This window comes from Streptosporangium sp. NPDC003464, assembly GCF_053588315.1.
In genome coordinates this window covers 22,563-47,258 of record NZ_JBSFPS010000033.1, presented here as the reverse complement: position 1 = coordinate 47,258, position 24,696 = coordinate 22,563, and the positions used below count along the sequence as shown (strand labels likewise).

Sequence of the window (24,696 nt, the reverse complement as noted above, 5' to 3'; positions counted from 1 at the left end):
GCAGGACCGCCGCCGACAGCAGGATCAGCGCCAGGATGACGCCGAAGCGCCCGATTCCCGGGAAGCGGGCCGGACCGGTGAGGATGAGGGTGACCGTCACGCCGTAGGCGACGCCCGCCCACGACAGTGGAAGGCCGGCCCTCTTCTCGCTGGCGCTGATCAGCTCGGCGCGGGCCGCCGCGGTGGCGGCGTCGAGCCGGTCCCTGAGGGACGGGGACATGGACGCGTGCCGCGCGCCGCTGCCGTCTCCTGAGTGGGGACCGGGTGCGGCCGGACGGTGGTTCATGGTGGGCGATCCTTTTCCGCTGGCGTCGTGGACCAGTGCGGTCGGCCGGTCGCCGGTGGACACGTGAGAATTCCGACGCTCCAGGCGCGGGCGGCACGAGTCGGATCACCTTCGACTTACCTTCGACCCGGCGGCGGAGGCCCGCAGGCGGAACACCCGTGTCCCGTACGACGGCCCACGCTCTCAGTGTCCCCCGTCCCTCATGGCGCCGCCTGCCGGGGTGTTCCGCATCAATCGGTTGACCACAAGGTCCGAATGGGTGGCGGTGCGGCCCCGGAGGCGGCGGGTCGGTCGGGTGCGGCCTTCGATGAAGTGCTGACCGACGCCGGGATCCGAGCCGTCACGGCCGGTATCCGGATCCCGCAGATGAACGCGATCACGGAGCGTTGGATCCAGACCTGCCGGCGCGGACCGCTGGACCGTACCCTTATCTATCCGGAACCGGCTATCTATCCGGAACCGGCGCCACCTTCTGCATGCCCTGCGTGAATTCGAGACGTTCCACAACGGACACCGACCACACCGGACTCTTCGGCAGGCCGTACCGCTCCGACCGCGACCCGGCCCGGGTGCCGATCGAGCCCAGGTCGCTCGGCCCGGGTGCCGATCGAGCCCAGGTCGCTCGGCTCGGCGTCCGCCGACGTGATCGTCTGGGCGGCGTCCTCGGGGAGTACCGGCATGCTGCTTGACCTGGACGGATGAGTTTTCGGCACCCGCGATGCCGAGCCACGCCTGGGCCGGCACGTCCCGGTCAGCCACGGCGCGGTAGAGCTGCTCATGCGCCGGGCCGCGCTGGAAGGACTCAGTGGCCGGCCCGAATGGCGGCGGACCGGACCGGACCGACCGCCACTTCCATCGGCTGACTAGCGCTGCTTGAGGCGCTGCGCCTCCTTGCGCACCTCGGCCTGAACCGACCGCTCGCGCTTCAGCCACTCGGGGTCCTCCGCCTTGATGGCGTCGATCTCGGCGGTGGTGAGCGGTCCGGTGATGCCGCCCCGGGCCAGGCCCGAGTTGGAGATGCCCAGCTTCACGGCGACGACCTGCCTGGGGTGCGGCCCGTTGCGCCGCAGATCGGCCAGCCACGCCGGCGGATCGGCCTGCAGCGCGTTCAGCTCATCCCTGGAGACGACTCCCTCCTGGAACTCGGCGGGAGTGGCCGAGAGGAGCACACCCAGCTTCTTGGCCGCGGTCGCGGGCTTCATCGTCTGAGTGGTCTTGAGCTTGGTCATGGTGTCAAGGGTATGGCGCGAAGCCGCTTTCCCTGACACCGGTACCGTGAGGAGGTGACTGACAAGGAGTTCCGGCTGGCTTACGTGCCCGGGGTGACGCCCGCCAAATGGGTCAACGTCTGGGCCGAGCGTGTGCCCGACGTGCCACTCATCCTGGTCCCCGTTGCCGCCGCCGAGGTGGTGAAGCTCCTGCACGACGGCGGCGCCGACGCCGGGTTCGTGCGGCTGCCCGTGGACCGCGAAGGGCTCAGCGTGATTCCTCTCTATGTCGAGACCACCGTGGTCATGGTGCCGAAGGATCACATGGTGGCCGCCGCCGACGAGGTGACTGTTGCCGATCTCGCCGACGAGGAGGTGCTCCGTCCGATGGACGACACCCTTGAGTGGACGGCCCTGCCCGGGCAGCCGGCTTTCACGCGTCCGGACACGACGGCGGAGGCGATCGAGCTGGTGGCGGCGGGGGCCGGGCTGCTGCTGGTCCCGCAGTCGCTGGCGCGCCTGCATCACCGCAAAGACCTGACCTACCGGCCGGTTGTGGAGACGACGCAGTCGCAGATCGCGCTGGCCTGGCCCGCGGAGGCGACGACTGAGCTGGTGGAGGACTTCATCGGCATCGTCCGTGGGCGTACGGTGAACAGCTCGCGGGGCCGTACCCCCGCGCCTGCCCCGGGGAAGGCGCGGAAGCAGCCGCGGAGTCCCGCTCCGGACGGGTCGGGTCGCCGGGGCGCGCAAACCGGCCGGGGCAGGAAAGGCCACCGTCCCCGCTGAACCGTGCACCGCTTCGAAGTCGTCGCAGGGCGCTTGACCTGCGGATCGACCTGATGCGGCGTAGCGGATCTCGTCGCGTGTCTGAGAAGGTCGCGTGTCTGAGAGAAGAAGGGGAGGGAGGATCTCGCCGTCTCCGCCTGGGACATCCGGGGTTCTACGAGGAGTGCGGATGCGGTGATGACCTCTGCCAGAGCTTCTGTACGGCCGAGCCGCCGGACGGAGCGTACGGCCCCGGGCACAGATGCGTGCCGCTGCTTCCACCGAGAGGTGATCTGATCCTCGACGTCGTCGATGGGCGGATCATGTACGTGGAGGTCTTGCACTACCCGGAGCTGCCCCGTCCGGCGAGCTGAAGCCATCAGCTCGGGCAAGTGCAGCGAGTACGGCAGGCGGCGCGGTGCGGCGCCGCTTGACGCCGGGGAGCGGCCGGCCTCGGCACTGTGGGGAAAACTCTGAGCCCCGTTGCAACGAGGACTGCACCATGACGCCCTTGAAGATCAGAAATGCCCTCTCCTGAGATTTCGGGAGAGGGCCTCTGAGCTGCGGAGGCTCGGGGATCTGAACGCCGGATAGGCGGTGAACCCAAACCGCATCAGCAGCTCGGGGCGCCATCGTTCAGAACGGTCCCACCTGGACCAACATCCCTCGGCGACCTTCCTGGAACGGCCTGGTACGGCGGTGAACTGCAACCCCGTACAGGGTCTTCATCCTGCCTTCGGTCGCCGCGTCCTCCGGTACTCACATGTGCGGATGTCACTCAGCCGGCTGGCGTTGCCTTTCCCTGATCTTCCGCGCCAACCACCCGACGAAGGCCACGAGTCCCAGCAGGACCAGTAGGAAGAGCAAGCCGATGAGCTTTATGGGCTGGCCGTCCAGCACGTTCGCCGGCCACGGTAGGTCGAACAGCGCGGATATTCCGAAGACCACACCGAACCCGATCAACCCTAGGGTCATCGTGAAGGCGATCCCTTTAGCTGCTTCCCGCAGGCGGCCCATCCGGCACCTTCCGTTGTTTAACCCGATTCTGTCTGGTAACCGGCAGGGGCGCATGGCAGCCGGTAAGCAGGTTCGTGGTCGGGACCGAACAGGAACAGCGACCCACGGGGTCAGCAGGGCGCCGGTGACCGGCGAACCGCTGAAGTACAGCGCGTGCTGTGTGACGGCTCGAACCCCTGACATCCTGCTTGCTGCTTGCAAAGACGCATGCCGACCATGCTCGACCTGTGAAGACGCAGCTCAGCGCACCGATCGCGTTCCCCGTGACTCCCCGCTGTTCCCCTTCGTTTCCTGCCCCATCGGGTACACGACGGGTACGGCGCTCGGGAGAGACCTCTTCCTTATCAGGACCGTCCCGACCGTTATCAGGGGCTCAGAACTCGGCCCTGACCAGTGCTGGACGTGTGGACGTGAGCCGTCGTGTGCCTTTGTTGCAGTACTCGTTGCAGTACGCGCCTACTGAGAGCCTTACTGCCCGAAGGAGAACCGGAGCTGTGCATTGATCAGGAAGTTGAGCCGGTGACGTAGCTCGTCGACCATGGCCTGTTCCGGAACTGCCTCAGGCGTCAACAACGTCCAGCGCAGTGAGCATCCGTTCTCAGCCGGGCGGATGTCGAATCGGATCTCATCATCGGGCCTTTCCGGCCACAGTGACGACCAGACCACGAGTTCCGGCTCCACCACCCGGAGGATGCGCGGCTCGACCTCATCGGGGCGCAGGTCCAGCCACTGCCGTCCACCAGACCGCCGAGGGTTGGCCAGACTCTCTCCCACACGATGTGAGGGGGCGGCGGCTGCGTACGCTCTCGCGAACCCAACTCGATCATTTCCGCAGTCTAGAAGGACGTGGCCGGGCCAACCGTCATACGGTCGTTGTCCGCCAGTTTGGAAGGTCTCGGTACGCGACCCCATGACCTGCTGTGTTCCGGGTCAGGAGCGGTCTCGCCGTTAGGAGGTCGGGCGGTGCCATGGGTGGTCTTTGTAGCGGAGGGCGTCGATCAGGTGCCGGCTGTACCCGCTGGCCTCTACAAGCTCGTCGATTTTCTCTGTGCGGGAGTGGTGGGGGAGGAGTTGCTGCACGAGGTTCGCGATCTCAGCGCGGATTTCTTGGAGCTCACGGGTCACGTAGCGCTCTTCTTCGCCGAGCCTGCGGAGTTCGGAGTAGCGACCGTCTGGAGGTGGTGTGCTCTCGGCCATGTCGCCACTGTAGGTGGCGTATGCCGATGGCAATTGATGAGGGCGCGAGCTGGCGGCGGCGGGTCGGTGGTCGGTGAGTGGGTTGAGTACGGCGGGTGCGCGGGTCGGTGGACGGCCCGGGGCGCCGCCGGCGGGACCGGCGCCCACGCCGCACGCCCGGTCGGCAGGCGACAGAGGGCCGAGTACGGCGGTGCGGCGCGCCGCCGCTTGACCTACCGGCGCAAGCGAGGAGTGTTCCATCACGTTCTGGAGTACTCCGTGGAGCTGGGGGAGCTTTCGGCAAATCCGATCCACAAGGTGAAGTTCCGCAAGGTCAAGGCCGGTGGCGAGATCGATCGCCGGTCGGTGGTCAACCCCGAGCAGGCTCGTCAGTTGCTCATCGCGGTGACCTACGCGGGCCGTACCCGTGGCCAGATGATGGCGGCCATGTTCGCCTGTATGTACTTCGCCGGTCTCCGCCCGGCTGAGGCGGCCGGGCTGCGCAAGGCGAACTGCGATCTCCCGGAGACCGGGTGGGGCGCGCTCACCCTGGAGAAGACCCGGCCGGAGAGCAACAAGCGCTACACCGACTCGGGGGAGTCCAACGACGAGCGAGGGCTCAAGCACCGCGGTGAGAGGGCGACACGACGGGTGCCGATCTCCCCGGAGCTGGTGACCATCCTGCGCGATCACATCGACAGACACGGCGTCGCCGAGGATGGCCGGCTCTTCCGGACGGTTCAATGCAGGTCAGAGTCCATGCGTGGTCCGCCCTGAACGGCTCTGAACGCCCCTTTGTTGCAACCCGAAGTGAAACCACGGCGGCTACCGGATCATCATTCTCTTCGGGTGGTGACTCCCGTCCCTTTCCACGGGAAAGAAATGCGCAGCCTTGGGGCCATGAAGACTGTCTTCGTCCAATCGTGATCCCGGCTCGGGGGAGATCCAGGTTTGGGGGCCGATCTGTATGTGGGGGTCCGTAAGTGCTGTGAGTTTTGGACAATTGACGTGGAACTCGACGTAGTCCATCACGAACGCGACGATGTTCAGCTCCTCGCCGATGAGCCCGGTGGGATCGTCTATGTCACAGGCCATCCGCTTTGTTCTTTCGCCACGGACCCCGTGCTGTCAGCGTGGGGGTCATCTGCTGATGTTGCGGTGCTGAGCTGTGAAAACAGAGGTGTAGGTCAGAGCGAGGTGGTTGGCTGCGGGTTCTCCTGGGCGACCGTGCTTCCCCGCCTGTTCTGGCATGTGATCAAGCTCGACGTCTGGGGACGATGGGCATGGAGCGGCGTCGACGGCGCGTGAAAGCTGACCGCGGGCAGTCATCCGGGCGAAATCACCGATGGACGTGATCTGCAAGATCAGGCATGCTGGTCCCCCCTAGGTGGAGGATCAGATGGCGATCGGGCTCACCGAGATTCTGCTCTTGCTGGTTATATGGGGCGTTCCGGCGGTGCTGTTGTTCTTCTTCCTTTACTGGGCGATCCGCCTGGCGATCAGACATGAGAAGCGGCGAGTTCCGGGTCCTCGCGAGATCCTGGATCAGGAGCGACGGGAACGTATGGCGGCGGAGCGTGCCGAGCACTATCGCACCAGAGGACGTCGACCCAACTGAACAAACATCCGAAGGCATTCCTGTTCCAGAGGAATACGTCAGAAGTCGGTGAAGGCTCAGGCCCGGGAAACCATTCCTGACCTGGGCCTTCTCTCTTGGAATGGGCAATGGGAATCGATCCTGCGCTGTCAGCTTGGGAAATCTCCATCGCGCCTGGTCGCTGAGCTGGTGAGGCGCTGACCTGCGGGGGAGCGGGTCGAGTGACCATGGTTCCTTGCGAATCCCCATTGATCACCTTGCTGGCGGGCACGCGCGGGGCATGGGAACGTCTGCGCCTTCGTTGCCCCTGGTGCTCGGTGAGCCGGGGGTGAGGAATGCCCCTCGGGCCGTCGATCGCCCTCAGCCTTGATCGGAGACCAGCTGTCATCAGGCGATCGTCGGGCGCAACCGTCCCAGACCCGACCTTGACCTTTGACCCGTGCGTTGTCGGTGGACCATCCCCGGCACCGATGTGGAGAGAGCGCGATGTGGAGAGACAGCGGAGCAGGCTGGACTATGCCTCGGACTCCGCTTCAGCTCGGAGATATCGGCCCCAGATCTGGGCCTTGCGGTAAGGCCCGCACCCGTCACTATCGTATTGAGGCGCATCGAAGGTGACCCAGTACGTCAACTCCCCAGGGGACGCGTGTGGATGCTGAACGGGCTCAGGCGCGCCCATGGCGTCGACCGTCCCCAGAAACTCGCTCTGCCACGGCCCGTCCAGAATCGGGTCACGCAGTACCGTGACCCGTTTTCCTGGGGCCAGGGCACCCGTCGGCCATGACCGATTCAGTGGACGGCCGAGGAGGTGCTCGACGGCTTCCCGGTCTCGCGCGCTCGCCGCACCATCAGAGGCGGGGATGGAAGTCACGTGCTCATCCTCCCGCACGACTCCCGCGGCTCCAGGCTCTAGAAGCGGGGAAGCGAAAGGTCGACGTTGACGCTCGGGGCGGCGGTGCGGCCCCGGTACGGCGCCCGACTCCACCGCTACCCCTGCCCGAAGGGCTGCCCCAGGCCAAACGCGTCTCCGGCCGGTGACACCTCTGGCTCGTCGCGTGCCGGAAGAGTCGCGTGCCAGAAGAACTGCACCGAGCATGGGGGTGCATGCCCGAAGTTCTGCGCCTCGGACTGCACCGGCCACACTCTTGCCTGCCCGGAGCGCGCCGGCGGCTGGACCTTTACCAAGCCCGAAGGCAAGGGCAAGCGGACGATCGCCCTGCCTCCTCCCCTCGTGGCCCTGCTCAAGCTCCACCGCGAGGCGCAGCGGGCCGAACGCGAGACGGCGGGGGACAGATGACAAGACTGGGACCTGGTGTGGTGCACGCCGCAGGGAAACCCGATCGACGCCGGGGACGACCGGGACGAGCCGGAGACGACTGGGACGAGTGGAAAGATCCTGAGACTCGCTGAAATCGACAAGGACGCCCGTGTTCACGACGTCCGTCACATGGCCGCAACGCTCCTGTTGGAACAGGGCGTGGACATCCGGGTCATTCAGCGATCCTCGGCCACTCCCAGCTCGCCACGGCCAAGCGCTACATCCATGTCACGGAGACGCCGGCGATCGAGGCGGCGGCCCGGATGGGGCGGGCACTCTTCGATGGCTGACGGCAACCATTGCGACCCTGAATGCAACCCTGGGCAGACTTCCCGATCATGGGATAGGAAGTCTGCCCAGTTCATTGGGGTAGGGCGCCTGGGACTCGAACCCAGAACCTACGGATTAAAAGTCCGCAGCTCTAACCATTGAGCTAACGCCCCGCTGGAGACAGCGTACCGAGGATAGTGTCCACTAACGCCCGTCGCCAGGCCCGCAGGCGATCACTGTTTACTCGATAGCAGCCAGAACCGGGGAGTCGGCTCTCATACAGTGGCATCTATGACGAGCTCGAAGCTTGATCCCGCCCGCGGTCCGCGCTTGTCGGCAGAGCAAGGTTACGTCGTGGTCGATGTGGAGACCACCGGTTTCTCTCCCGCCAAGGGTGACCGGATCTGCGAGATCGCGCTTGTCTCCCTCGACCCCGACGGCGCGACGGTCGACGAGTGGCACTCGCTGATCGACCCCGGCCGTGGCACCGGAGCCGTGCACGTCCACGGCATCACCAACGCGATGGTCGACGGCGCGCCGGTGATCGAGGAGGTGCTGGACGAGGTGTGGCGGCGGGTCGCCGGGCGGGTCCTGGTGGCTCACAACCTCTCCTTCGACCTGCGTTTTCTCAGCGTCCTCCCCGGCAGCCACTGGATGACCGAGACCATGTGCACGCAGCGGCTCGCCCCTGACTTCATCCCGGCGGGGAAGTGGACCCTCGGCGCCTGCTGCGAACGCGCGGGCATCACGTTCTCGAACGCCCACGCCGCGCTGGCCGATGCCCACGCCACCGCCGAGCTGCTCCGCTTCTACCTGCGCCGGGGCCTCTCCTGGCAGAGCGAGCTGGACAGGGCCGCCCAGGCCCCGCAGTGGCGCCCCAGCGGCCTGCCCCAGAAGCGGGCCCGGCAGCGGTAACGGGGCGCCGGACGAGGCCCCGCGGGGAGGGCGGGCCGCGGGGAGGGCGAGGTCCGGCCCGGGCTCAGTGGAAGGCGTCCGGCCCGGGCTCAGTGGAAGGCGTCCAGTCCCGTGAGCGCCCTGCCCAGGGTGAGGACATGGACCTCCTCGGTGCCTTCATAGGTCAGGACGCTCTCCAGGTTGGTCATGTGCCGGATCACCGGATACTCCAGCGTGATGCCGTTGCCGCCGAGGATCGAGCGCGAGCGGCGGGCGATGTCGATGGCGGCGCGGACGTTGGCGAGCTTGCCGAAGCTGACCTGCTGGGGGGTCAGGGCCCCGGCGTCCTTCAGACGGCCCAGGTGGAGGGCGGTGAGCTGGGCCTGGCCCAGGCCCACGTACATCCAGGCGAGCTTCTCCTGGGTCAACTGGAAGCCGCCGATGGGCCTGCCGAACTGGACGCGGGTCTTCGAGTAGTCGACGGCCGACTCCAGGCAGGCGCGGGCCGCGCCCACCACACCCCACAGGATGCCGAAACGGGCCTCCGACAGGCACGACAGCGGCCCCTTCAGGCCGCGGACCCCGGGGAGTACGGCTGACGCCGGGAGGCGGACGTCGTCGAAGTAGAGAGAGGAGGTCACCGAGGCCCGCAGGGACATCTTCTTGTGGATCTCCGGCGCGGAGAAGCCCGGCGTGTCGGTGGGGACCACGAAGCCGCGGATGCCGTCCTCGGTCTGGGCCCAGACCACGGCGACGTCGGCGATGGAGCCGTTGGTGATCCACATCTTGGCGCCGTTGAGGATCCAGTCGCCGGAGGCGTCCTGCTTGGCGTGGGTGCGCATGTTCGCCGGGTCGGAGCCGTGGTCGGGCTCGGTCAGGCCGAAGCAGCCGATCGCCTCGCCCGCGGCCATCCGGGGCAGCCACTGCTCTTTCTGCTCCGCCGAGCCGTACTTCCAGATCGGGAACATGGCCAGCGAGCCCTGGACGGAGACGAACGACCGGAGTCCGGAGTCCCCGGCCTCCAGCTCCCGGCAGGCGACGCCGTAGGAGACGGCGTCCAGGCCCGCGCAGCCGTACCCGTCGAGGTGCATGCCGAGCACGCCGAGCGAGCCGAGCACCGGGCCGAGCTCGCGGGAGGGGAAGACGGCCTCCTCGAACCAGTCGCCCACGTGGGGGAGGACCCTGTCGGCCACGAACCCCTTCACGGTGTCGCGGATGAGCCGCTGCTCCTCGGAGAGCCCGTCGTCGATGCGCAGAAGGTCGTCCATGGGATGTTCCTCTCTCGTCGGCCCCTGTCAGGGTATTGCCGACGCTCTGGGCAGGGATGTCAGGGTCGTGCCAGGGGGAATCCCGATGTGATGGGGGCTCCTTCTCGGGCAGTCTGAAGACATGAACGAAAACGACTTCTCGGGCGTCAAGCAGCTCCGCAGGACCAGGGACGGCCGCATCGTCGCGGGGGTGGCCTCCGGTCTCGGTCGGTACATCGGGATCGACCCCAACATCATCCGGGTGGCCCTCGCCATCGCCACCTTCTTCGGCGGCCTCGGCGTGGGGATCTACGCGATCGGCTGGCTGCTCCTGCCCGATGAGGGCAAGGACAGGTCGATCATCCAGGACCTGGTCGACAAGAACAAGGACAACCCGGTCTGGCAGGACGTGAAGTCCAAGACCGAGCAGAACTGGGCCAAGGCCGAGCAGAAGTGGGCCAAGGCGACCCACCAGGACCAGGCCCCGCACTACCCGACCTACCAGGACCCGGCGCCGCACTACCCGACGCATCAGGACCCGGCCCCGGCTGCCCCGCACAATCCGGTGCCCCAGCACGACAACGAGTCCAAGCCCCAGGCGTGAGTCAGACGGTCGCCTCGGCGCGGACCTTCTCGATGATCTCCTGGCAGGACCCGACCCAGAGCATGGCCAGCGCGGCCGCGACGGACAGCCCGGCCGCGCCGGTCAGTGCCACCACGTTCGCGGGGCCGAGCCCGTCGGCGGCGGCGCCGCCGACGAGGATGCCGACGCCCTGAGAGGCCAGCAGGCCCGACTGCACGAGCCCGAAGGCCAGACCCCGCCGTTCCGGGGGAACACACTGAACGAACGCGGCATTGGCCGCGAGCTGGTAGGCGCCGCCGATGCCCGAGACGAACCACAGGGCCAGCACCACGGCGAGCGGCGGCTCCATCGCACACAGGATCAACGGCGCGCAGGTCAGCATCGCCATCCAGCCCATGGCGCGGATCCGTTTCGACGGGCTGACGTAGCGGCTGAAGAGAAAGGCGCCGACGACGGTCCCGGTCGGCATCGCGCCCATCAGCAGGCCGGCGATGAACGAGATCCGCTGCGGCTCGTCGGTCAGGGTGGCGGCGTAGGGGGTGGCGATCCCCTCGGGGAGCACGTAGAAGCCGCACAGCCAGGCGAAGAGCACCAGTGTCCGGAGCCGGGGATCGCCGAAGACGAGCTTGGACCCGGCGCGGGTCATGGTCCACATGGACGGCCGGTCGGTGCCGCCGTCGAGAGGGGCGGGGCGCCGGCGCACTCCCGAGACCAGGATGAGCGCGGAGGCGAGGAACGTGGACGCGTCCAGCGCCAGCGCGCGGTACGGTCCCATACCCATGACCAGGGCGCCGCCGAGGGCGAAGCCCAGCATCTGCGCACCCTGGTTGGTCATGTTCTGCAGTGCCGAGCCCGCGACATAGCGGTCGCCGGTGAGCAGCTCCGGCAGCAGCGCCGCCCTGGCGGCCGAGAACGGGGCGCTGAGCAGCACCACGCAGAAGACGAGGCCGCACAGCACCGGGAACGGGGTCCCGGGGACGGCCATGAAGGCGACCAGGACGGCCCGGAGCAGGTCGCAGACGATCATGACGCGCCGCCGGGAGTGGCGGTCGGCGAGACCCGCGAGCAGCGGGCCACCGATGATCGGCGGCAGATAGGTCAGTGCGTAGACCGACGCGGTGGCCAGTGGGGATTGCGTCCGCTCGAACACCAGCACGGACAGTGCCACCCGCGACAGCTGGTCGCCGAGGAGGGAGAGCGCCTGGCCGAGCCAGAGCGCGCGAAACTCCCTGACGGCGATGACCTCGCCATAGGTCGCCTGGCGTTCGGCCGGGCGGCGGTGCCGCCCGGGTAGCCGGCCGGGCCTGGTGGCCGCCATAGGACTCCGCTGGGCTTACGCGCATTGACTGTCGGTGTTCGGTGCGTAACCTACGGTGCCCGTTGAAGTGTCGGCGCGCAACTGAAAGCGGCCAACCTCATGCAAGCTGTAATCGTAAATTGGGAAATCTCGGGCATGCGAGAAGTCGATATGTAATGCGGCTTTGGCTACCAGCCGAGGGAGTGCAGCCTGTCATCGTCGATGCCGAAGTGGTGGGCTATCTCGTGGACCACGGTGATCCGTACCTCTTGCACCACGTCGTCCTCGGTCTCGCAGATCGAGCAGATCGGGTTGCGGTAGATCTCGATCCGGTCGGGTAACACTCCTGCGTACCATTCACCGCGCTCGGTGAGTGGTATGCCGGTGTAAAGGCCCAGAAGATCCGGCTCCGGCGGATCGTCCACGACCACCACAACCACGTTGTCCATGACTTTCGTCAGCTCGGGGGGGATCGTGTCCAGCGCGTTGGCCACGAGCTCTTCGAACTTCTCTCTCGAGACCTCGATCACACCTGCCATTGTGCCCCGTGTTTTCGGGTAAAGGGGAGCCGCATGAACGTCACGGACTGGACCCAAGCTCTCCGCCGCGCCGCGGCGGGGCGGATCGCCCGTGCGATCGCGGTCGTGCTCGTCGCCCTGTGCGGCGCGTGGCTGGGCATCGCGCTCGGCGGCCCGGTGCACGCCGCCGTCGGCCCCGTCGAGATCGGGATGTCGGCGGAGCCCTCCTGGGCGGGGGAGACCGTCGTGGACGCCCACCCGCTGGGCACGCTCCTGTTCGACACCCACAACGCCCCGGTCGGCCTGCGCATCACCCTGGAGAACATCAACCCCGCCCGGGCCGGTGCGCTGCTGGACGACCCCCGGATCTCCGGGCAGTTCCCCGCCCTGCTGGAGAAGGAGTTGCGCGAGGGGGTCAAGACGCTGATCCTGCGTGCCGCCCTCTGCGGCCTGGCGGGAGCCCTCGTCGCCGCGCTGATCGTCTTCCGCCGTCCAGGGCCGGCCCTGGCGAGCCTGCTGAGCGCCACCGTCATGATCGCCGGTACGGGCGCGGCCGTCGCCGTGACGTTCCGGCCGAATTCGGTGGTGGAACCGAAGTACACCGGCCTGCTCGCCGGAGCGCCGTCCCTGGTCGGCGACGCCGAGTCGATCGTGACGAAGTTCGAGTCCTACCGGGTCCAGCTGGCCAAGCTGGTCAACAACGTCTCCCAGCTCTACGACGCGGTCTCCACCCTGCCGGTCTACGACTCCGACCCCGAGTCGATCCGGGTGCTCCACGTCTCCGACATCCATCTCAACCTCATCGCGTGGAATCTCATCCACTCGATCACCGCCCAGTTCAAGATCGACTTGATCGTGGACACCGGCGACCTGACCGACCACGGCACCGGCCCCGAGGACAAGTTCGTCAAGGAGGTCAGCAGTTTCGGCGTGCCGTACGTCTTCGTCAGGGGCAACCACGACTCCAAGGCGACCCAGCGGGCCGTGGGCAAGCAGAAGGGCGCGGTCGTCCTCGACGACTCCGCCGAGACCGTGGCGGGGCTGCGCATCTACGGCCTGGGCGACCCCCGTTTCACCCCCGACAAGTCCGTGGTCGTCGACTCGGACCCCGAGTCCCTGACCGCCCTGGGGCGTGCCCACGCCACCCGGCTCGGCCAGGCGTTCGAACCGGTCGACCTCGTGGCGGTGCACGACCCCACGATCGCCAGGGCGTTCTCCGGCGCGGCCCCGATGGTCCTCGCCGGCCACTCCCACGAGCGGTCCACCGAACTGCTCCCCTCCGGGACCCGTCTCCTCGTCCAGGGTTCCACCGGCGGTGCCGGCCTGCGCGCCCTGGAACACGACGAACCCACCCCTGTCGCGGCCTCGGTTCTCTACTTCGATCGCAAGACGCACAGGCTCAGGGCCTGGGACGACATCACTCTGGGGGGGCTCGGCGAACAGTCGGTTCAGATCGAGCGTCACGTTGAGACCGACCCTGGCCGTACAATTTCCCCTGGGCCTACAGGCGCCCCGTCTCCGACGGGATCGCCCAGCGGCACCACGACGCCTTAAGCCGGAACGCCGCTTTGGCATCGGGGGCAAAACTCCCCTATGCTTCAGAGGTCTCCAGCGGAAGACGGCAACGGAACGGAATGAGAATTCCGAGCCCCCATCGTCTAGTGGCCTAGGACACCGCCCTTTCAAGGCGGCGACACGGGTTCGAATCCCGTTGGGGGCACGGCCGAGCAGACGCTCGCCAGGGAAACGGCAGGTCGAAGACCTCCGAAGAACTGGTAAGCTAAGCAAGGCAAGACGGACGGAAGCGAAAACTTCCGACCAAGCAAGGTCCTGTAGAGCAGTTTGGAGTGCTCGCCACCCTGTCAAGGTGGAGGTCGCGGGTTCAAGTCCCGTCAGGACCGCTCTGGTAGGTGTTCGATCCACCACCGAGGTCAGGTAGCTCAGTCGGTACGAGCGTCCGCCTGAAAAGCGGAAGGTCGGCGGTTCGACCCCGCCCCTGACCACAGCAACTGAGCAGGGAAGACGCCCCGAACGATCATCGTTCGGGGCTTTTTTGATCTCCAATGACAGCAACGACGATCCTGTCGTCATGGTCATTTCGATGTCGCTGCGGCCGACGATGTCGCGGACGACCTGGGGCGGTACGCCGGGGTTGAGCAGTTGAACAGGATGACGGCCGTATAGCCCTACCGGTTACTCAAAGAGCAGGCAGGAATCAGATAATCTGATTTCATGAAGGTGATGACTGCCACCGAGGCGTCTCGGAGCTTCGCGACCGTTCTGGACGAGGCCGAGCGAGGGGAGACAATCATGGTCACCCGCGGGGGTAAGCAAATCGCGATGATCGGCCCCGCGCCCGCAGCGCCAGGGCGTATGGTCAAGGCCTTCCTGACCAGAAGCGCGGGAACGCTGGACGCCGATTTCGAGGCCGACGTCGTGGCAGCTCGGGAGGCGGTCGATGACGGGACGAGGGAAACATGGCCCGACGCCTGATCCTGGACACCGGCGTGCTCATCGCCGCGGAGCGAGGCAGGGCTTCTGTGGACGCGGTGATCGGGGATACCGATGATGTGGCGATCGCCGCGATCACCGTGGCCGAGCTGCTCGTCGGCGTGGAGATGGCGGACGCGGCACGCCGTCCCGGCCGGCAGGCCTTTGTGGATGAGGTCCTGGCGTTGATTCCGGTCGAGGAGTACACCACGGATGTGGCCAGGGTCCACGCTCGTCTCATGGCACATGTGCGACGAGAGGGAAAGACGCGGGGAGCGTACGATCTGCTGATTGCCGCGACGGCTGCGACCACTGCGAGAACCGTGATCACGATGGACTCGTCTGCCGCGTTCGACGATCTACCTGGCGTGCGGGTACAAGTCGTTCCCCGCTGAGCACTGACGGCAACCCTGGCGGCAACGTCGATGCAGGATGCCCTCGTCCGTCCAGCGGGGCGCTCCAGCCGTGGCCCCGCCCCCATGGCCCGCTCCCCTTCAGGTGGGCCCCATGGCCCGCTCCCCTTCGGGCGGGCGACAACGGACGGAAAGATCAAGCAGGGAGCAGTGCGCGGGGGACCCCCGCTGGATCTCCACGAGAGCATTAATCGGTCGTACTACGATCAAGCCTCATTGTGCGCATGTACCGTTCCGCGGCTTCTGCCTACTTGGTCATCACCCTCGGTTCGATCATCCTCAGCCTGGTGATCGGCACCGCGACACCCGCATGGCTGGTCACCATGTGGTATCCGCCCGGCGAGATCGTCGGGAAGTCTCCTCTGGTGCCGGTGCTGGGCGGGTTGCTGCTGCTCGGACTGGTGAACTCGTGGATGCTGTGGCAGGTTTTGCGGGGACCCGCGCCTGCGGCCGTGCCGATGCCTCGGGCGGCCACGTGGCTACGGCTGCTGCTGTACGCCGACGTGATGTGGCTGCTGATCCCCTCCTTCCTCCCGGACCTGGTCGAGACGGTCATCGGGCTGGCGCTCTGGGTGCCTGCGCTCGTGCTGCTCACGGTGGTGCTCACCGGGTCAGGCCGGCCCTTCCGGCTGGCTCTGCTCCTGCTCGGACTGGTGGAACCGGCCAGGTCGCTCGCGAGCGACCTGATGGACGATTCGAAGCCCCAGCTCTTCGTGAGCCCGGCCTACTGGGCGACTGTCATGGCCGCGGGAGTGGCCACGTTCGTCGTGATGGTGATGCTCCTGCTCGCTCAGCGGCGCGACGGACGCTGGAGCCGAGTGACGCTCCTCATCGGTCTGGGCACATTCGCGAGCGCGTTCCTGGTAGAGCTCGTAGACAGCCTGACGCGCGGCAGCACGATCGAGTCGATCGCCGAGGCGATGGATGTGCTCTACATCGTCTGGCTGGCGCGCACGGCACATGAGCTGAACCGTGAGCCGAGGCGGAAGGCGGCTCTGCGGGTGCCCGCGGCGGTCGCGGCTGTGCCCGCGGTCCTCCTGCTGATGGTCGTCGGACCCGAGGGTCGTCCACATCTCACCTACAGCTGGCAGAGCGATGAGCTCATGGAATGCTGGGCGCCGTCGGAACCGCCACGTGTCGCGGACACCCCGGCCCACGAGCGCGATCGGGCCTACATGTGCAGCGTGAGCAAGCCTTCTCGGCATGTCTCGGACCAGGAACTGCTCGGCAGGGGCCGGGATGCGTGCACCAGGTTCGCGGCCGGGGAAACGGTCAATGCTCGGCCTGCGCTGCTCGCGCTGCTCTGCCCGGAGGTGATTGGGCGGAAATATCCGGATCTGTTGCTGTCGTCCGCCCAGATCGGCCGACGGCAGGCAGAGAAGGAGAAGATCGAGCGCGAACAGTTGGAGCGCGAGGCGCGCAAGGAGGACGCCCTGTGCCGCGACCCGTGGCCCGCGCTACGCACTCGGTCCCAGGCGACCGCGTCCTACTACGACTGGGACTCCCAGCCCTACGCCATCTACGACGCGGAAGGGGACACCGAGGAAGATTACGCGGCGATCTGGGATGCGGGATCGGTCGACACCCTGGCGACCAGCGGTCAGCTGGCCCTGATCTTCACACCCAGCCAGGACTGGGCGACCTGTGTCACGGCGAAGGCGCTGCGCTCGGCCCCGCCACCCCTGCGACGCAGAGGCTGGGACCAGGTGGTCGAGGCGGACATCGTCAGCGAATCGGGTCACCTGGTGATGCAGACGCTGTCGGCGAGCAAGGTGCGCTTCCCCGATCTCGCGCGCCGCGGTCCTGGCCGCTACCGGCTGCGCCTGTATACGCGTCCAGGCGTGGATCTCATTCTCATCTATCCGGCCGGGAGAGCCGCCCTGTCCGGCTGAGTCCCCGCCATCGCCCTGTGTGTACGGTTCTCGCATGCGGTTCGGGGTGCTTGGTCCACTGATGGTGTGGGACAGCGAGGGGGAGGTGGTCAGGGTCCCCGAGGCGAAGGTCAGGGCGCTGCTTGCCGATCTGCTGGTGCACGAGGGGCGGCCGGTCTCCGCCGACCGGCTCGTCGACGACCTGTGGGGCGAGGAACTGCCGGGAAACCCCGCCAACGCCCTTCAGGCCAAGGTCTCCCAGCTGCGCCGGGCCCTTGGCCGTGACCGTGTGGTGTATCAGGTGCCCGGCTACCGGCTGCGCATCGACGAGGCCGAAGACGGAGTGGACGCGAGCCTTTTCCAGTACCTGGTGACCAAGGCCCGCCTTGTCGGCGACCCACGGACGAGGGCCGCGCTACTCACCGAGGCGCTCGAGTTGTGGCGTGGGCCCGCGTTCGCCGAGTTCGCGGACGAGGAGTTCGCGCGTACGGCGGTGCAGCGCCTGACGGAACAGCGTCTGGCCGTCCTGGAGGAACAGGCCGAAGCCCGTCTGGAGTCGGGCGACCGCACGCTGCTCATCGGGGAGCTCGCGGACCTGGTGGCACGCCATCCGCTGCGGGAACGGCTGCGCGCCGTCCAGATGCGCGCCCTGTACCTGGCCGGCCGTCAGAACGAGGCGCTGGCCTCGTACGCGGAGCTGCGCGACCGCCTCGCCGACGAGCTGGGCCTCGACCCGACCCGGGAACTGGCGGCGCTCCACCACGCGATCCTGCATCAGGACGTATCGCTCGCCCTGACGCCGGCCCCCGGCACCGGCGCGGGCCCTGCCATCAGCCCAGGCCCTGACTCCGGCCCGGATCGGGCCGCCGCCGCGGCACCGGGCGCCGGCCGCGCCCAGTCGAACCTCCCCGCCCAGCTCACCTCGCTGGTCGGCCGCGACCGGTCCATGGACGAGGTCGGCCGGACCCTCCGTACCGCGCGCCTTGTCACGCTCACCGGAACGGGCGGAGTCGGCAAGACACGGCTTGCCGTGGAGACGGCTGCCCGGTTCGCCCGCGACGCCGGCGGGGACGTGCCCGACGGGGTGTGGCTTGTCGAGCTCGCCGGTCAGAGCGGGGACCTGGCCGACCTCGTCCAGTTGGTCGCCGCCGTGCTCGGTGTCCGGGACGACGCGCCCTCCGGCCTGCCCGGACTCGGTGCGTCCCCGGTACCCGCCGACCGGCTCACCGCCGCCCTGCGCGACCGCCGGCTCCTGCTCGTCCTGGACAACTGCGAACACGTCGTCGAACGGGCCGCCGAGCTCGCGGAACTGCTGTTGCGCGCCGCGCCCGGACTGCGTGTCCTGGCCACCAGCCAGGAGCCGCTGGGGCTGGGAGGCGAGGCGGTCTTCCTGGTGGAACCGCTCAGGGCAGCCGACGCGGTACGGCTGTTCGCGGAGCGTGCCGCCGCGGCGGCCCCGGGTTTCTCGCTCGACGGGGCTACTCGCGAGACCCACGAGGCCGTGGCGGAGATCTGCCGTCGCCTTGACGGCATTCCGCTTGCCCTCGAACTGGCGGCGACCCGTGTCCGTGCCCTTGGCGTGCGGGAGCTGGCGGTGCGCCTCGGCGACCGGTTCCGGGTGCTGACCTCCGGGCAGCGGGGCGCACCGGCGCGCCAGCAGACCCTGCGGGCGATGATCGACTGGAGCTGGGAGTTGCTCAGCGCTCCGGAGCGCATCGTGCTGCGCCGCCTCGCCGTACACAGCGACGGTTGCACCCTGGACGCCGCCGAAGCGGTGTGCGGGGGTGACGGGGTGCCCCGTGAGGAGGTCCTCGACCTGGTGTCCCGGCTTGTCGACCGGTCCCTGGTCGTCATGGTCGACGGTCCGGCGGGTCCCCGCTACCGGCTGCTCGAATCCGTGAGCGCGTACGCGATGGAGCGCCTGCGAGAGACGGAGGACCTCGGCGGCGCACGAGACCGGCATCTGCGCTACTACCTGGACCTCGCCGAGCGGGCCGAACCCCGTCTCCGCGGTGCCCGGCAGCAGGTGTGGCTCGGCCGTCTCGACGCCGAGGCCGCCAATCTACGGTCGGCGCTCGACGAGGCGATACGGCGTGCCGCGGCGGCCGAGGAGGTACGCCGCCCCCCGGCCGGTGGGCCGGCGCCCGTCCCCCCGGCCCACGCAGCGGTGCGCCTAGCCACCGCTCTCGCCTGGTGGTGGCTGTTGCGCGGCCGTCTGAGCGAGGCCTGCCGCGCTCTGTCGGCCGTGCTCGCCGTCGCCCCCGAGGCCGCCGAACTCCACGTGCTGCGCAACGCGTTCATGCTGCTGACCGGGGGCCGGTCCGAGGCGCAGGCATGTCCGGAACCGGAGATCGGAGATCCCGTACGGCGCGGCCGGGCCGTATGGCTGTACGCGTACGGGCTGTTCAGCGCCGGTGACCCTACTGCCGGCGAAGAGACCAACATCCGTGCGCTCGACCTCTTCACCGTCGCCGGTGACCGGTGGGGCACCGCCGCCGCCCTCGGGCTGCGAGCCATGCACGCGCTGATCCGGGGTGACCTCGCCGGCCTCACGCGGGACGGCATGCGCAGCGCCGGGCTCTTCCGCGAGCTCGGGGACCGCTGGGGCGAGCTGCAGACCGTTTCGCCGCTTGCCGCGCTCGCCGAGATCAAGGGCGACTACGAGGAGGCCACGCGCCTCCAGAACGAGGGGCTGCGCATCGCACAGGAGCTGGGCCTGGAGACGGAGATCTCCGCCCGGTACTCCGGGCTCGGCCGGCTGGCGCTGCTCGCCCAGGAGTGGGACAGGGCCGGTGAACTGCACGAGCGGGCTCGACGGCTGGCCGTTGAGCAGGGCTACAAATACGGTGAGATCCACTCGGAGATGGGACTCGCCCTGGGAGCACGCCGCTCGGGCGACCTCGACGCCGCCGAGGCGCGTCTGCTGCGCATCCGCGACGCCGGTGTGTCCTCGGCGGCGGGTGACCATCTGCTCCTCGCCGAGCTCGGGTTCATCGCCGAACTGCGTGGGGACGAGGCTCAGGCCACCGCCCGTCATCTTCTCGGCCTGGAGATCGCGCGCTCCATTGACGAGCCACGTGCCATGGCCCTCTCCCTGGAGGGTCTCGCGGGCGCGGCGGCGCTCTCCGGGGATGCGGATCGAGCCGGGTGCGCGGCCCTGCTGCTCGGTGCGGCGGACGCGGCGCGCCAGGGTGTGGGCGCCCCGCTGCCACCCGCCGAGCGCGGTGACGTCGACCGGATCACGACGGCGGCGACGGCGGCCCTGAGCCGGGCAGCCTTCGCCGAAGCGTTCCGGCGGGGCGCGGACCTGTCCCCGGAGGAGGCCGCGCGCGCCGCCCGGGCAGTGCTGCCTCCTCCGCCCTGAGCCGTTCGCGCCTGGGCGCACCGGCCGGCCGCTGGTCGGCGGCCCTGGCCTGGGGTGGTCAGGCCGCGGCCGGTTCGGGCGTTGCGGCCCGCTGGGCGGCGGCCAGCGTGGGGTAGTCGGTGTATCCGGTCTCTCCGCCGACGTACATCAGGTGTCTGTCCCGCACCGGGTTGAGCGGGGCGTCGATGCGCAGCCGTTCGACCAGGTCGGGGTTTGCCAGGAACGCGCGGCCGAGTGAGATCAGGTCGGCGCCCGCGGCCAGCAGTCTCTCGCCCGCGTGCTTGCCGCCGTCGGCGGGGAGCGGTCCCGGCCAGGGCAGCATCGGGTTGGCGATCAGTGTCCCCTGCCAGCCCTTGCGGATTTCGTGGAAGAGCGGCTGGTCGGGGTCGGCGAAGACGACGTGCAGGTAGGCCAGGCCCTTGCCGGCCAGCGCGCCGATGAGTGCCGGGTAGATGCGCTCGGTGTCGCCCTCGTCGATGCCGTTGACGGTGAGCCCGGGGGCGATGCGCAGGCCCACCCGTTCGGGGCCGATCGCGTCGGCGACGGCCTGGACGACCTCGACCGCGAAGCGGATGCGGCCGGCCACCGAGCCGCCGTAGGCGTCGGTGCGGTGGTTGGTGCCCCGTGCCAGGAACTGGTGGATGAGGTAGCCGTTGGCGGCGTGCACCTCCACCCCGGCGAAGCCCGCCTCGACGGCGTTGCGGGCGGCGGCGGCGAAGTCGGCCACGGTGGAGCGGATCTCGTCGGCGGTCATCTCACGTGGCACCACGGAGGGCTGGTGCCCGCCGGGGGTGAAGATCGTGTCCGGGAGCGGGACCGGTGAGGGCGCGACCGGCGTCAGCCCGCTGTTGTCGGGATGGCCGACGCGGCCGCCGTGCTGCAGTTGCAGGAACATCCGGCCGCCGGCGGCGCGCACCGCGTCGGTGACGTGCCGCCAGCCCGCCACGTGCGTCTGGTCGTAGATCGCGGGGATGTCGGGGTAGGTCTGCCCCACGGCGTTCGGCGTGGTGGCCTCGGCGATGATCAGCCCCGCGGAGGCGCGCTGCGCGTAGTAGGTGGCCATGATCGGCCGCGGGACGCCGTCGGCCGCGGCACGGTTGCGGGTCATCGGCGCCATCACCAGCCGGTTGGGCAGGCGCAGATCACCAAGGTCGGCGGGTTCGAACAAGCGGGACGTCACCGGTGTGTCCGTGGTGGTGGCCGGGCCCGTGCCCGCCGTACCGCCGATGACCACGGTCTCGTTGTCCGTGTGCTTGGTCATGCTCTGCTCCCTTGCGCGTTCTCACCATGTGGTGCTGCTGACAGGGATGACTGTGCTCGCAGGCGCTTCGGAGGCGCTGACGGCCCGCTGACGGGTTGTGCGCGTGGCGCCGTCAGCCGGTCTCCGGGGCCAAGCACCGGCACCTGAAGGAAGCCGTAAGTGATCCGTAAACGGGCTCGGCCAAGCTGAGGGCACATCACCACGAAGGGCCGGACAGGCCCGCCACTTCTTGAGGAGCAGGACATGAGCAAGGTCGTCGCGGTCATCTACATCTCGATGGACGGCGTCGTGGAGGAGCCCGCCTGGACCGGGCCGTTCTGGAACGACGACCACGGCAAGTTCCAGGCCGGCCAGCTCTCCCAGAGCCGTGCCCTGCTCCTGGGCCGCGTCACCTACGACGGCATGTCCCAGGCCTGGCAGGCGATGGAGGCGGCCGGCGAGGACGTGGGCGAGATGAACAGCATCCCCAAGCACGTGGCCTCCACCACGCTCAAGGAGCCGACGTGGAACGCCACCGTCATCGACGGCGACGTCGCCGAGGCGGTCGCCAAGCTGAAGGCCGAGGACGGCAAGGACCTCCTCGTCTACGGCAGCGGCGACCTGGTCAACTACCTGATCAAGCACGACCTCGTCGACGAGCTCAAGCTCTTCCTCCACCCGGTCGTCGTCGGCGAGGGCAAGCGCCTGTTCTCCGACGGCGTCGACCCCAAGACCTGGCGGCTGGCCGGCACCCACGCCTTCAGCTCCGGCGCCATCGTCCTGGACTACCGCCCGGCGGCCCGGCAGGAGGCGTAGACCAGGCCCAGGAGGCGTGGAGACCAGGCTGCGGACGCCATCTGAGCAGCACAGGCGCCCCGAGCCGAGCACGGCCGGGGCGACGGTGAGTCCGCGGGCCGGGCCCTGCCGTCCGGTCAGGCTCGCATGGCGAGCAGGGCCTCTCGTGCTGCGGCGAGTGCTTCTTCGTCGGAGGCTCCGGTGTGCAGAGCGGCCCTGGCGAACTCCTCGGCCGCCGCGGCGAGCCGGAGGTGGAACCGGTCGGCGGCGCCGGTGATGACGGCCGCCCGGCCGCGACGTAGCTCCACCAGTCCCTCGTCGCGCAACTGCTGGTAACCCCGTAGAACGGTGTGCAGATTGATGCCGAGGGCGGTGGCCACGTTGCGTGCCGAGGGGAGCCGGTCTCCGGGGGCGGCCATGCCGTTGGCCAGCGCGGCTCGTACGGAGCCCGCCACCTGGTCGGCGAGCGGCTGGGCCGACGCGGGGTCAACTGTGATCAGCACTACGCCGTCTCCTGTCGTTGCCTGCTCAGCCATCCGTTGACCAGCTCGGCCGCCGTCTCCGCTTCGCGCGTGGAGTAGACGAACCACCGGTCGTCACTGAGCGCCAGGGCGAGCACCGGTCCCTTCCCGCTGACGACGCCCCAGCCCGCCTCCCCGTCGTCCAGCTTGTATCGCCCGGGGAGAGGTGCGCTCATGGCCTCGGCGAACCGTACCCTCGGGTACGGCACCGTCCGGCGTAGGACGGGAAACCAGGGGAGGCTCACTGTGACGCCCGAGCCGTCGATCTGCAGGCGGGTGCGCGCCTGTGCCGCCTCGAAGATCGTCAACAGTGCCAGCAAGGCCACCCCCTGCCACCCGCCGAAGCCGTTGGACACGGCCCATGCGGTGAGCGCGGCCAGCACCGCGGCGGCCGGCAGCCTACGTGCCGACCAGGCGGAAGTCACGAACATGGCGCGCTGCCACGGGCCGAGCGCCATGGTGGGGGCGTGCGGCGGTGGTGCGGCGGTGACCACGGGCGCCGGCGGCAGCGGACCCGCCACCGCCCAGCCCAGCGCGAGCGCCCCCGCGGTGACGGCGATCTCCACCGCCAGGTGCCAGGCGGGCCGGGCCACGGCGCCCGGGGCGCCGGCCAGCGCCGGCAGCCACAGCACGCCGGACACCGGAACGGCCACGCCGATGAGGAAACTGCCGGCCACCAGGCCCCGCTGGACCTGAGGCAGGCGCCAGTAGCGCAGGAACGAGACGACGAGCAGTGCTTCACACCACATCACCGCCCCGAAGAGGGGTTGCGAGGTCCAGCCTCGCCAGGTGGGCTCGTACGTGGTGTCGATGGCCCAGTTGCCGATGTGGACGCGGTCGGGAAGGCGCTCGCCGTACAAGGCGGTCAGGACCATGGGCACGGCCAGGAGGAGCAGCGGGGGAGCGGCCGTCAGGATCAGGCGACGGAGCCGTCCCGGTGCGGCGTGATCGGGGTGACGGGGAGACGCGGGGGATATGGGGATGAACACCACCAACCTCCAACTGTTTGCTTTTGACTATAACAGTGCAAACAGTCTCCTGAAGGGTGACAGGATGCTTCCCCTGCCGGGCCGGCTTCTGCCTCCCTGGCGTCCCTGCCGCCGGATGGCCGTGGCCGGGGCCGGATCGTCCTCAACCGCATCGTCCTCAACCGCGTCGTCCGGGCGGACCGGTTTGCGGAGAAGGGCGCTGAGCTGTCGGCGAGCCCTCGTGGTGGTCCGGGGTGCGGTCCGCGGTGCGAGCCGTACCGGCGGGGTGGGTGGTGAGCCGTAGGACGCGGTCGAGGGGTGAAGGGGTCTCGGGGGCGAAGGGCGTCCCGGTGTTCAGGGCGCGGAGTCCGAGCGTGATCGCCTCGCCGAGGAGGCTGACGCCGATGGACAGCGTGATCGGCCGCGCCTGCTCCGGGACGCCCGCGGCCACGGCGAGCAGGCCGACCCCCATGTTGGCCGCCGCGGACACCGCCCAGACCAGCAGGGTCCAGACCGTGTAGCGCTGCCAGAGGTGGCCGTGCTTGGTGAACAGCCGCGGGGTGAGGCCCCGCAACGCGCCGAAGAGCAGGCCGATGAGGGAGGCCGCCACGATCCAGACGATGTCGTAGCCGCTCGGATGCACGTTCCTGGCCAGGCCGAAGACGCCGATGCCGATGAGGACGACGGGCGGCAGGAACAGGTCGCGGGCGTTGAGAGGCTCCCCGATGAACCGCTTGACGACCACGCCGAGCACCAGTACGGCCACGATGGCCACCCATAACGTTCCGTCCACTGCGCCCTCCGTTGGTAGCACGGTCATGCTAAAAAACTGTAGCACGGACGTGTTATAAAAGT

Annotated in this window: 23 protein-coding genes, 4 tRNA genes and 1 pseudogene; 15 read left to right on the top strand and 13 right to left on the bottom strand. The window is 68.8% G+C overall.

The features are described 5' to 3' along the window. Positions 1–286, bottom strand: a pseudogene (locus tag ACWDS7_RS10570) (Pycsar system effector family protein); the annotation flags it as partial. An 863-nt stretch (positions 287–1,149) separates the two neighbouring features. After that, positions 1,150–1,515 carry a DUF5997 family protein gene (locus ACWDS7_RS10565; RefSeq protein ID WP_451929038.1) on the bottom strand — a complete coding sequence of 122 codons (366 nt, stop codon included), beginning with the start codon at positions 1,513–1,515 and terminating at the stop codon, positions 1,150–1,152. Between the two features lie 54 nt (positions 1,516–1,569). Between ACWDS7_RS10565 and ACWDS7_RS10560 the strand changes: the two genes are divergently transcribed. Next, positions 1,570–2,283: a LysR family transcriptional regulator substrate-binding protein gene (locus ACWDS7_RS10560; RefSeq protein ID WP_451929037.1), complete on the top strand. Its 714-nt coding sequence runs from the start codon at positions 1,570–1,572 to the stop codon at positions 2,281–2,283. 753 nt (positions 2,284–3,036) lie between these two features. Here the strand turns inward: ACWDS7_RS10560 and ACWDS7_RS10555 are convergent. From ACWDS7_RS10555 to ACWDS7_RS10545, 3 genes are all read right to left on the bottom strand, one after another. Then, entirely contained in the window at positions 3,037–3,279 is a 243-nt protein-coding gene (locus tag ACWDS7_RS10555) for a hypothetical protein (RefSeq protein ID WP_451929036.1), read from the bottom strand. A 468-nt stretch (positions 3,280–3,747) separates the two neighbouring features. Then, on the bottom strand, positions 3,748–4,053 hold the full coding sequence (locus tag ACWDS7_RS10550; protein ID WP_451929035.1) for a hypothetical protein: 306 nt from the start codon (positions 4,051–4,053) through the stop codon (positions 3,748–3,750). A gap of 174 nt (positions 4,054–4,227) precedes the next feature. Continuing rightward, positions 4,228–4,476: a hypothetical protein gene (locus tag ACWDS7_RS10545; RefSeq protein WP_451929034.1), complete on the bottom strand. Its 249-nt coding sequence runs from the start codon at positions 4,474–4,476 to the stop codon at positions 4,228–4,230. A 297-nt stretch (positions 4,477–4,773) separates the two neighbouring features. Between ACWDS7_RS10545 and ACWDS7_RS10540 the strand changes: the two genes are divergently transcribed. From ACWDS7_RS10540 to ACWDS7_RS10530, 3 genes are all read left to right on the top strand, one after another. Then, entirely contained in the window at positions 4,774–5,232 is a 459-nt protein-coding gene (locus ACWDS7_RS10540; RefSeq protein ID WP_451929033.1) for a hypothetical protein, read from the top strand. 231 nt (positions 5,233–5,463) lie between these two features. After that, positions 5,464–5,763, top strand: coding sequence for a hypothetical protein (locus tag ACWDS7_RS10535; RefSeq protein ID WP_451929032.1), 300 nt, complete (start codon positions 5,464–5,466; stop codon positions 5,761–5,763). A 91-nt stretch (positions 5,764–5,854) separates the two neighbouring features. Then, positions 5,855–6,073: a hypothetical protein gene (locus ACWDS7_RS10530; protein ID WP_306862460.1), complete on the top strand. Its 219-nt coding sequence runs from the start codon at positions 5,855–5,857 to the stop codon at positions 6,071–6,073. Positions 6,074–7,740: 1,667 nt separating this feature from the next. On the opposite strand, the gene ACWDS7_RS10525 is transcribed toward ACWDS7_RS10530, so the two are convergent. Continuing rightward, a tRNA-Lys gene (locus tag ACWDS7_RS10525) sits at positions 7,741–7,813 on the bottom strand. Positions 7,814–7,931: 118 nt separating this feature from the next. On the opposite strand from ACWDS7_RS10525, the gene ACWDS7_RS10520 reads away from it, so the two are divergent. After that, positions 7,932–8,555: a 3'-5' exonuclease gene (locus ACWDS7_RS10520; protein ID WP_451929031.1), complete on the top strand. Its 624-nt coding sequence runs from the start codon at positions 7,932–7,934 to the stop codon at positions 8,553–8,555. A gap of 89 nt (positions 8,556–8,644) precedes the next feature. Here ACWDS7_RS10520 and ACWDS7_RS10515 read toward each other — a convergent pair whose 3' ends face one another. Then, entirely contained in the window at positions 8,645–9,802 is a 1,158-nt protein-coding gene (locus tag ACWDS7_RS10515; RefSeq protein ID WP_451929030.1) for an acyl-CoA dehydrogenase family protein, read from the bottom strand. 121 nt (positions 9,803–9,923) lie between these two features. Between ACWDS7_RS10515 and ACWDS7_RS10510 the strand changes: the two genes are divergently transcribed. After that, entirely contained in the window at positions 9,924–10,385 is a 462-nt protein-coding gene (locus ACWDS7_RS10510; protein WP_306862475.1) for a PspC domain-containing protein, read from the top strand. A gap of 1 nt (position 10,386) precedes the next feature. On the opposite strand, the gene ACWDS7_RS10505 is transcribed toward ACWDS7_RS10510, so the two are convergent. Beyond that, the gene (locus ACWDS7_RS10505) at positions 10,387–11,682 is read right to left on the bottom strand and encodes an MFS transporter (RefSeq protein ID WP_451929029.1); all 1,296 of its coding nucleotides are present in this window, start codon (positions 11,680–11,682) and stop codon (positions 10,387–10,389) included. Positions 11,683–11,849: 167 nt separating this feature from the next. Further along, a complete protein-coding gene (locus ACWDS7_RS10500; protein ID WP_306862480.1) occupies positions 11,850–12,200 on the bottom strand; it encodes a metallopeptidase family protein in 351 nt (116 codons plus the stop codon). A gap of 33 nt (positions 12,201–12,233) precedes the next feature. Here ACWDS7_RS10500 and ACWDS7_RS10495 point away from each other — a divergent pair, with 33 nt between their 5' ends. The 8 genes from ACWDS7_RS10495 to ACWDS7_RS10460 all read left to right on the top strand — a co-directional run bounded on the left by ACWDS7_RS10495 (position 12,234) and on the right by ACWDS7_RS10460 (position 20,317). Next, on the top strand, positions 12,234–13,733 hold the full coding sequence (locus tag ACWDS7_RS10495; RefSeq protein ID WP_451929028.1) for a metallophosphoesterase family protein: 1,500 nt from the start codon (positions 12,234–12,236) through the stop codon (positions 13,731–13,733). A gap of 93 nt (positions 13,734–13,826) precedes the next feature. Continuing rightward, positions 13,827–13,899: transfer RNA gene (locus ACWDS7_RS10490), tRNA-Glu, on the top strand. A 106-nt stretch (positions 13,900–14,005) separates the two neighbouring features. Further along, a tRNA-Asp gene (locus tag ACWDS7_RS10485) sits at positions 14,006–14,080 on the top strand. Between the two features lie 28 nt (positions 14,081–14,108). Then, a tRNA-Phe gene (locus tag ACWDS7_RS10480) sits at positions 14,109–14,182 on the top strand. A gap of 229 nt (positions 14,183–14,411) precedes the next feature. Then, positions 14,412–14,672: a type II toxin-antitoxin system Phd/YefM family antitoxin gene (locus tag ACWDS7_RS10475; RefSeq protein WP_451929027.1), complete on the top strand. Its 261-nt coding sequence runs from the start codon at positions 14,412–14,414 to the stop codon at positions 14,670–14,672. Continuing rightward, positions 14,657–15,064: a PIN domain-containing protein gene (locus tag ACWDS7_RS10470; protein WP_451929026.1), complete on the top strand. Its 408-nt coding sequence runs from the start codon at positions 14,657–14,659 to the stop codon at positions 15,062–15,064. The genes ACWDS7_RS10475 and ACWDS7_RS10470 overlap by 16 nt, the downstream gene beginning before the upstream one ends. 242 nt (positions 15,065–15,306) lie before the next feature. Next, a complete protein-coding gene (locus tag ACWDS7_RS10465; protein ID WP_451929025.1) occupies positions 15,307–16,974 on the top strand; it encodes a hypothetical protein in 1,668 nt (555 codons plus the stop codon). Between the two features lie 34 nt (positions 16,975–17,008). Next, the gene (locus ACWDS7_RS10460) at positions 17,009–20,317 is read left to right on the top strand and encodes a BTAD domain-containing putative transcriptional regulator (RefSeq protein WP_451929024.1); all 3,309 of its coding nucleotides are present in this window, start codon (positions 17,009–17,011) and stop codon (positions 20,315–20,317) included. 58 nt (positions 20,318–20,375) lie between these two features. Here the strand turns inward: ACWDS7_RS10460 and ACWDS7_RS10455 are convergent, their stop codons facing one another. After that, entirely contained in the window at positions 20,376–21,578 is a 1,203-nt protein-coding gene (locus ACWDS7_RS10455) for an alkene reductase (protein WP_451929023.1), read from the bottom strand. A 243-nt stretch (positions 21,579–21,821) separates the two neighbouring features. Here ACWDS7_RS10455 and ACWDS7_RS10450 point away from each other — a divergent pair, with 243 nt between their 5' ends. Beyond that, positions 21,822–22,373, top strand: coding sequence for a dihydrofolate reductase family protein (locus tag ACWDS7_RS10450; protein WP_451929022.1), 552 nt, complete (start codon positions 21,822–21,824; stop codon positions 22,371–22,373). A 116-nt stretch (positions 22,374–22,489) separates the two neighbouring features. Here the strand turns inward: ACWDS7_RS10450 and ACWDS7_RS10445 are convergent, their stop codons facing one another. The 3 genes from ACWDS7_RS10445 to ACWDS7_RS10435 form a co-directional block, all read right to left on the bottom strand. Continuing rightward, the gene (locus ACWDS7_RS10445; RefSeq protein WP_451929021.1) at positions 22,490–22,855 is read right to left on the bottom strand and encodes a GntR family transcriptional regulator; all 366 of its coding nucleotides are present in this window, start codon (positions 22,853–22,855) and stop codon (positions 22,490–22,492) included. After that, the gene (locus ACWDS7_RS10440) at positions 22,855–23,862 is read right to left on the bottom strand and encodes a hypothetical protein (protein ID WP_451929020.1); all 1,008 of its coding nucleotides are present in this window, start codon (positions 23,860–23,862) and stop codon (positions 22,855–22,857) included. The genes ACWDS7_RS10445 and ACWDS7_RS10440 overlap by 1 nt, the downstream gene beginning before the upstream one ends. Positions 23,863–24,019: 157 nt before the next feature. After that, a complete protein-coding gene (locus ACWDS7_RS10435; RefSeq protein ID WP_451929019.1) occupies positions 24,020–24,661 on the bottom strand; it encodes a hypothetical protein in 642 nt (213 codons plus the stop codon). Positions 24,662–24,696: the final 35 nt, after the last annotated feature.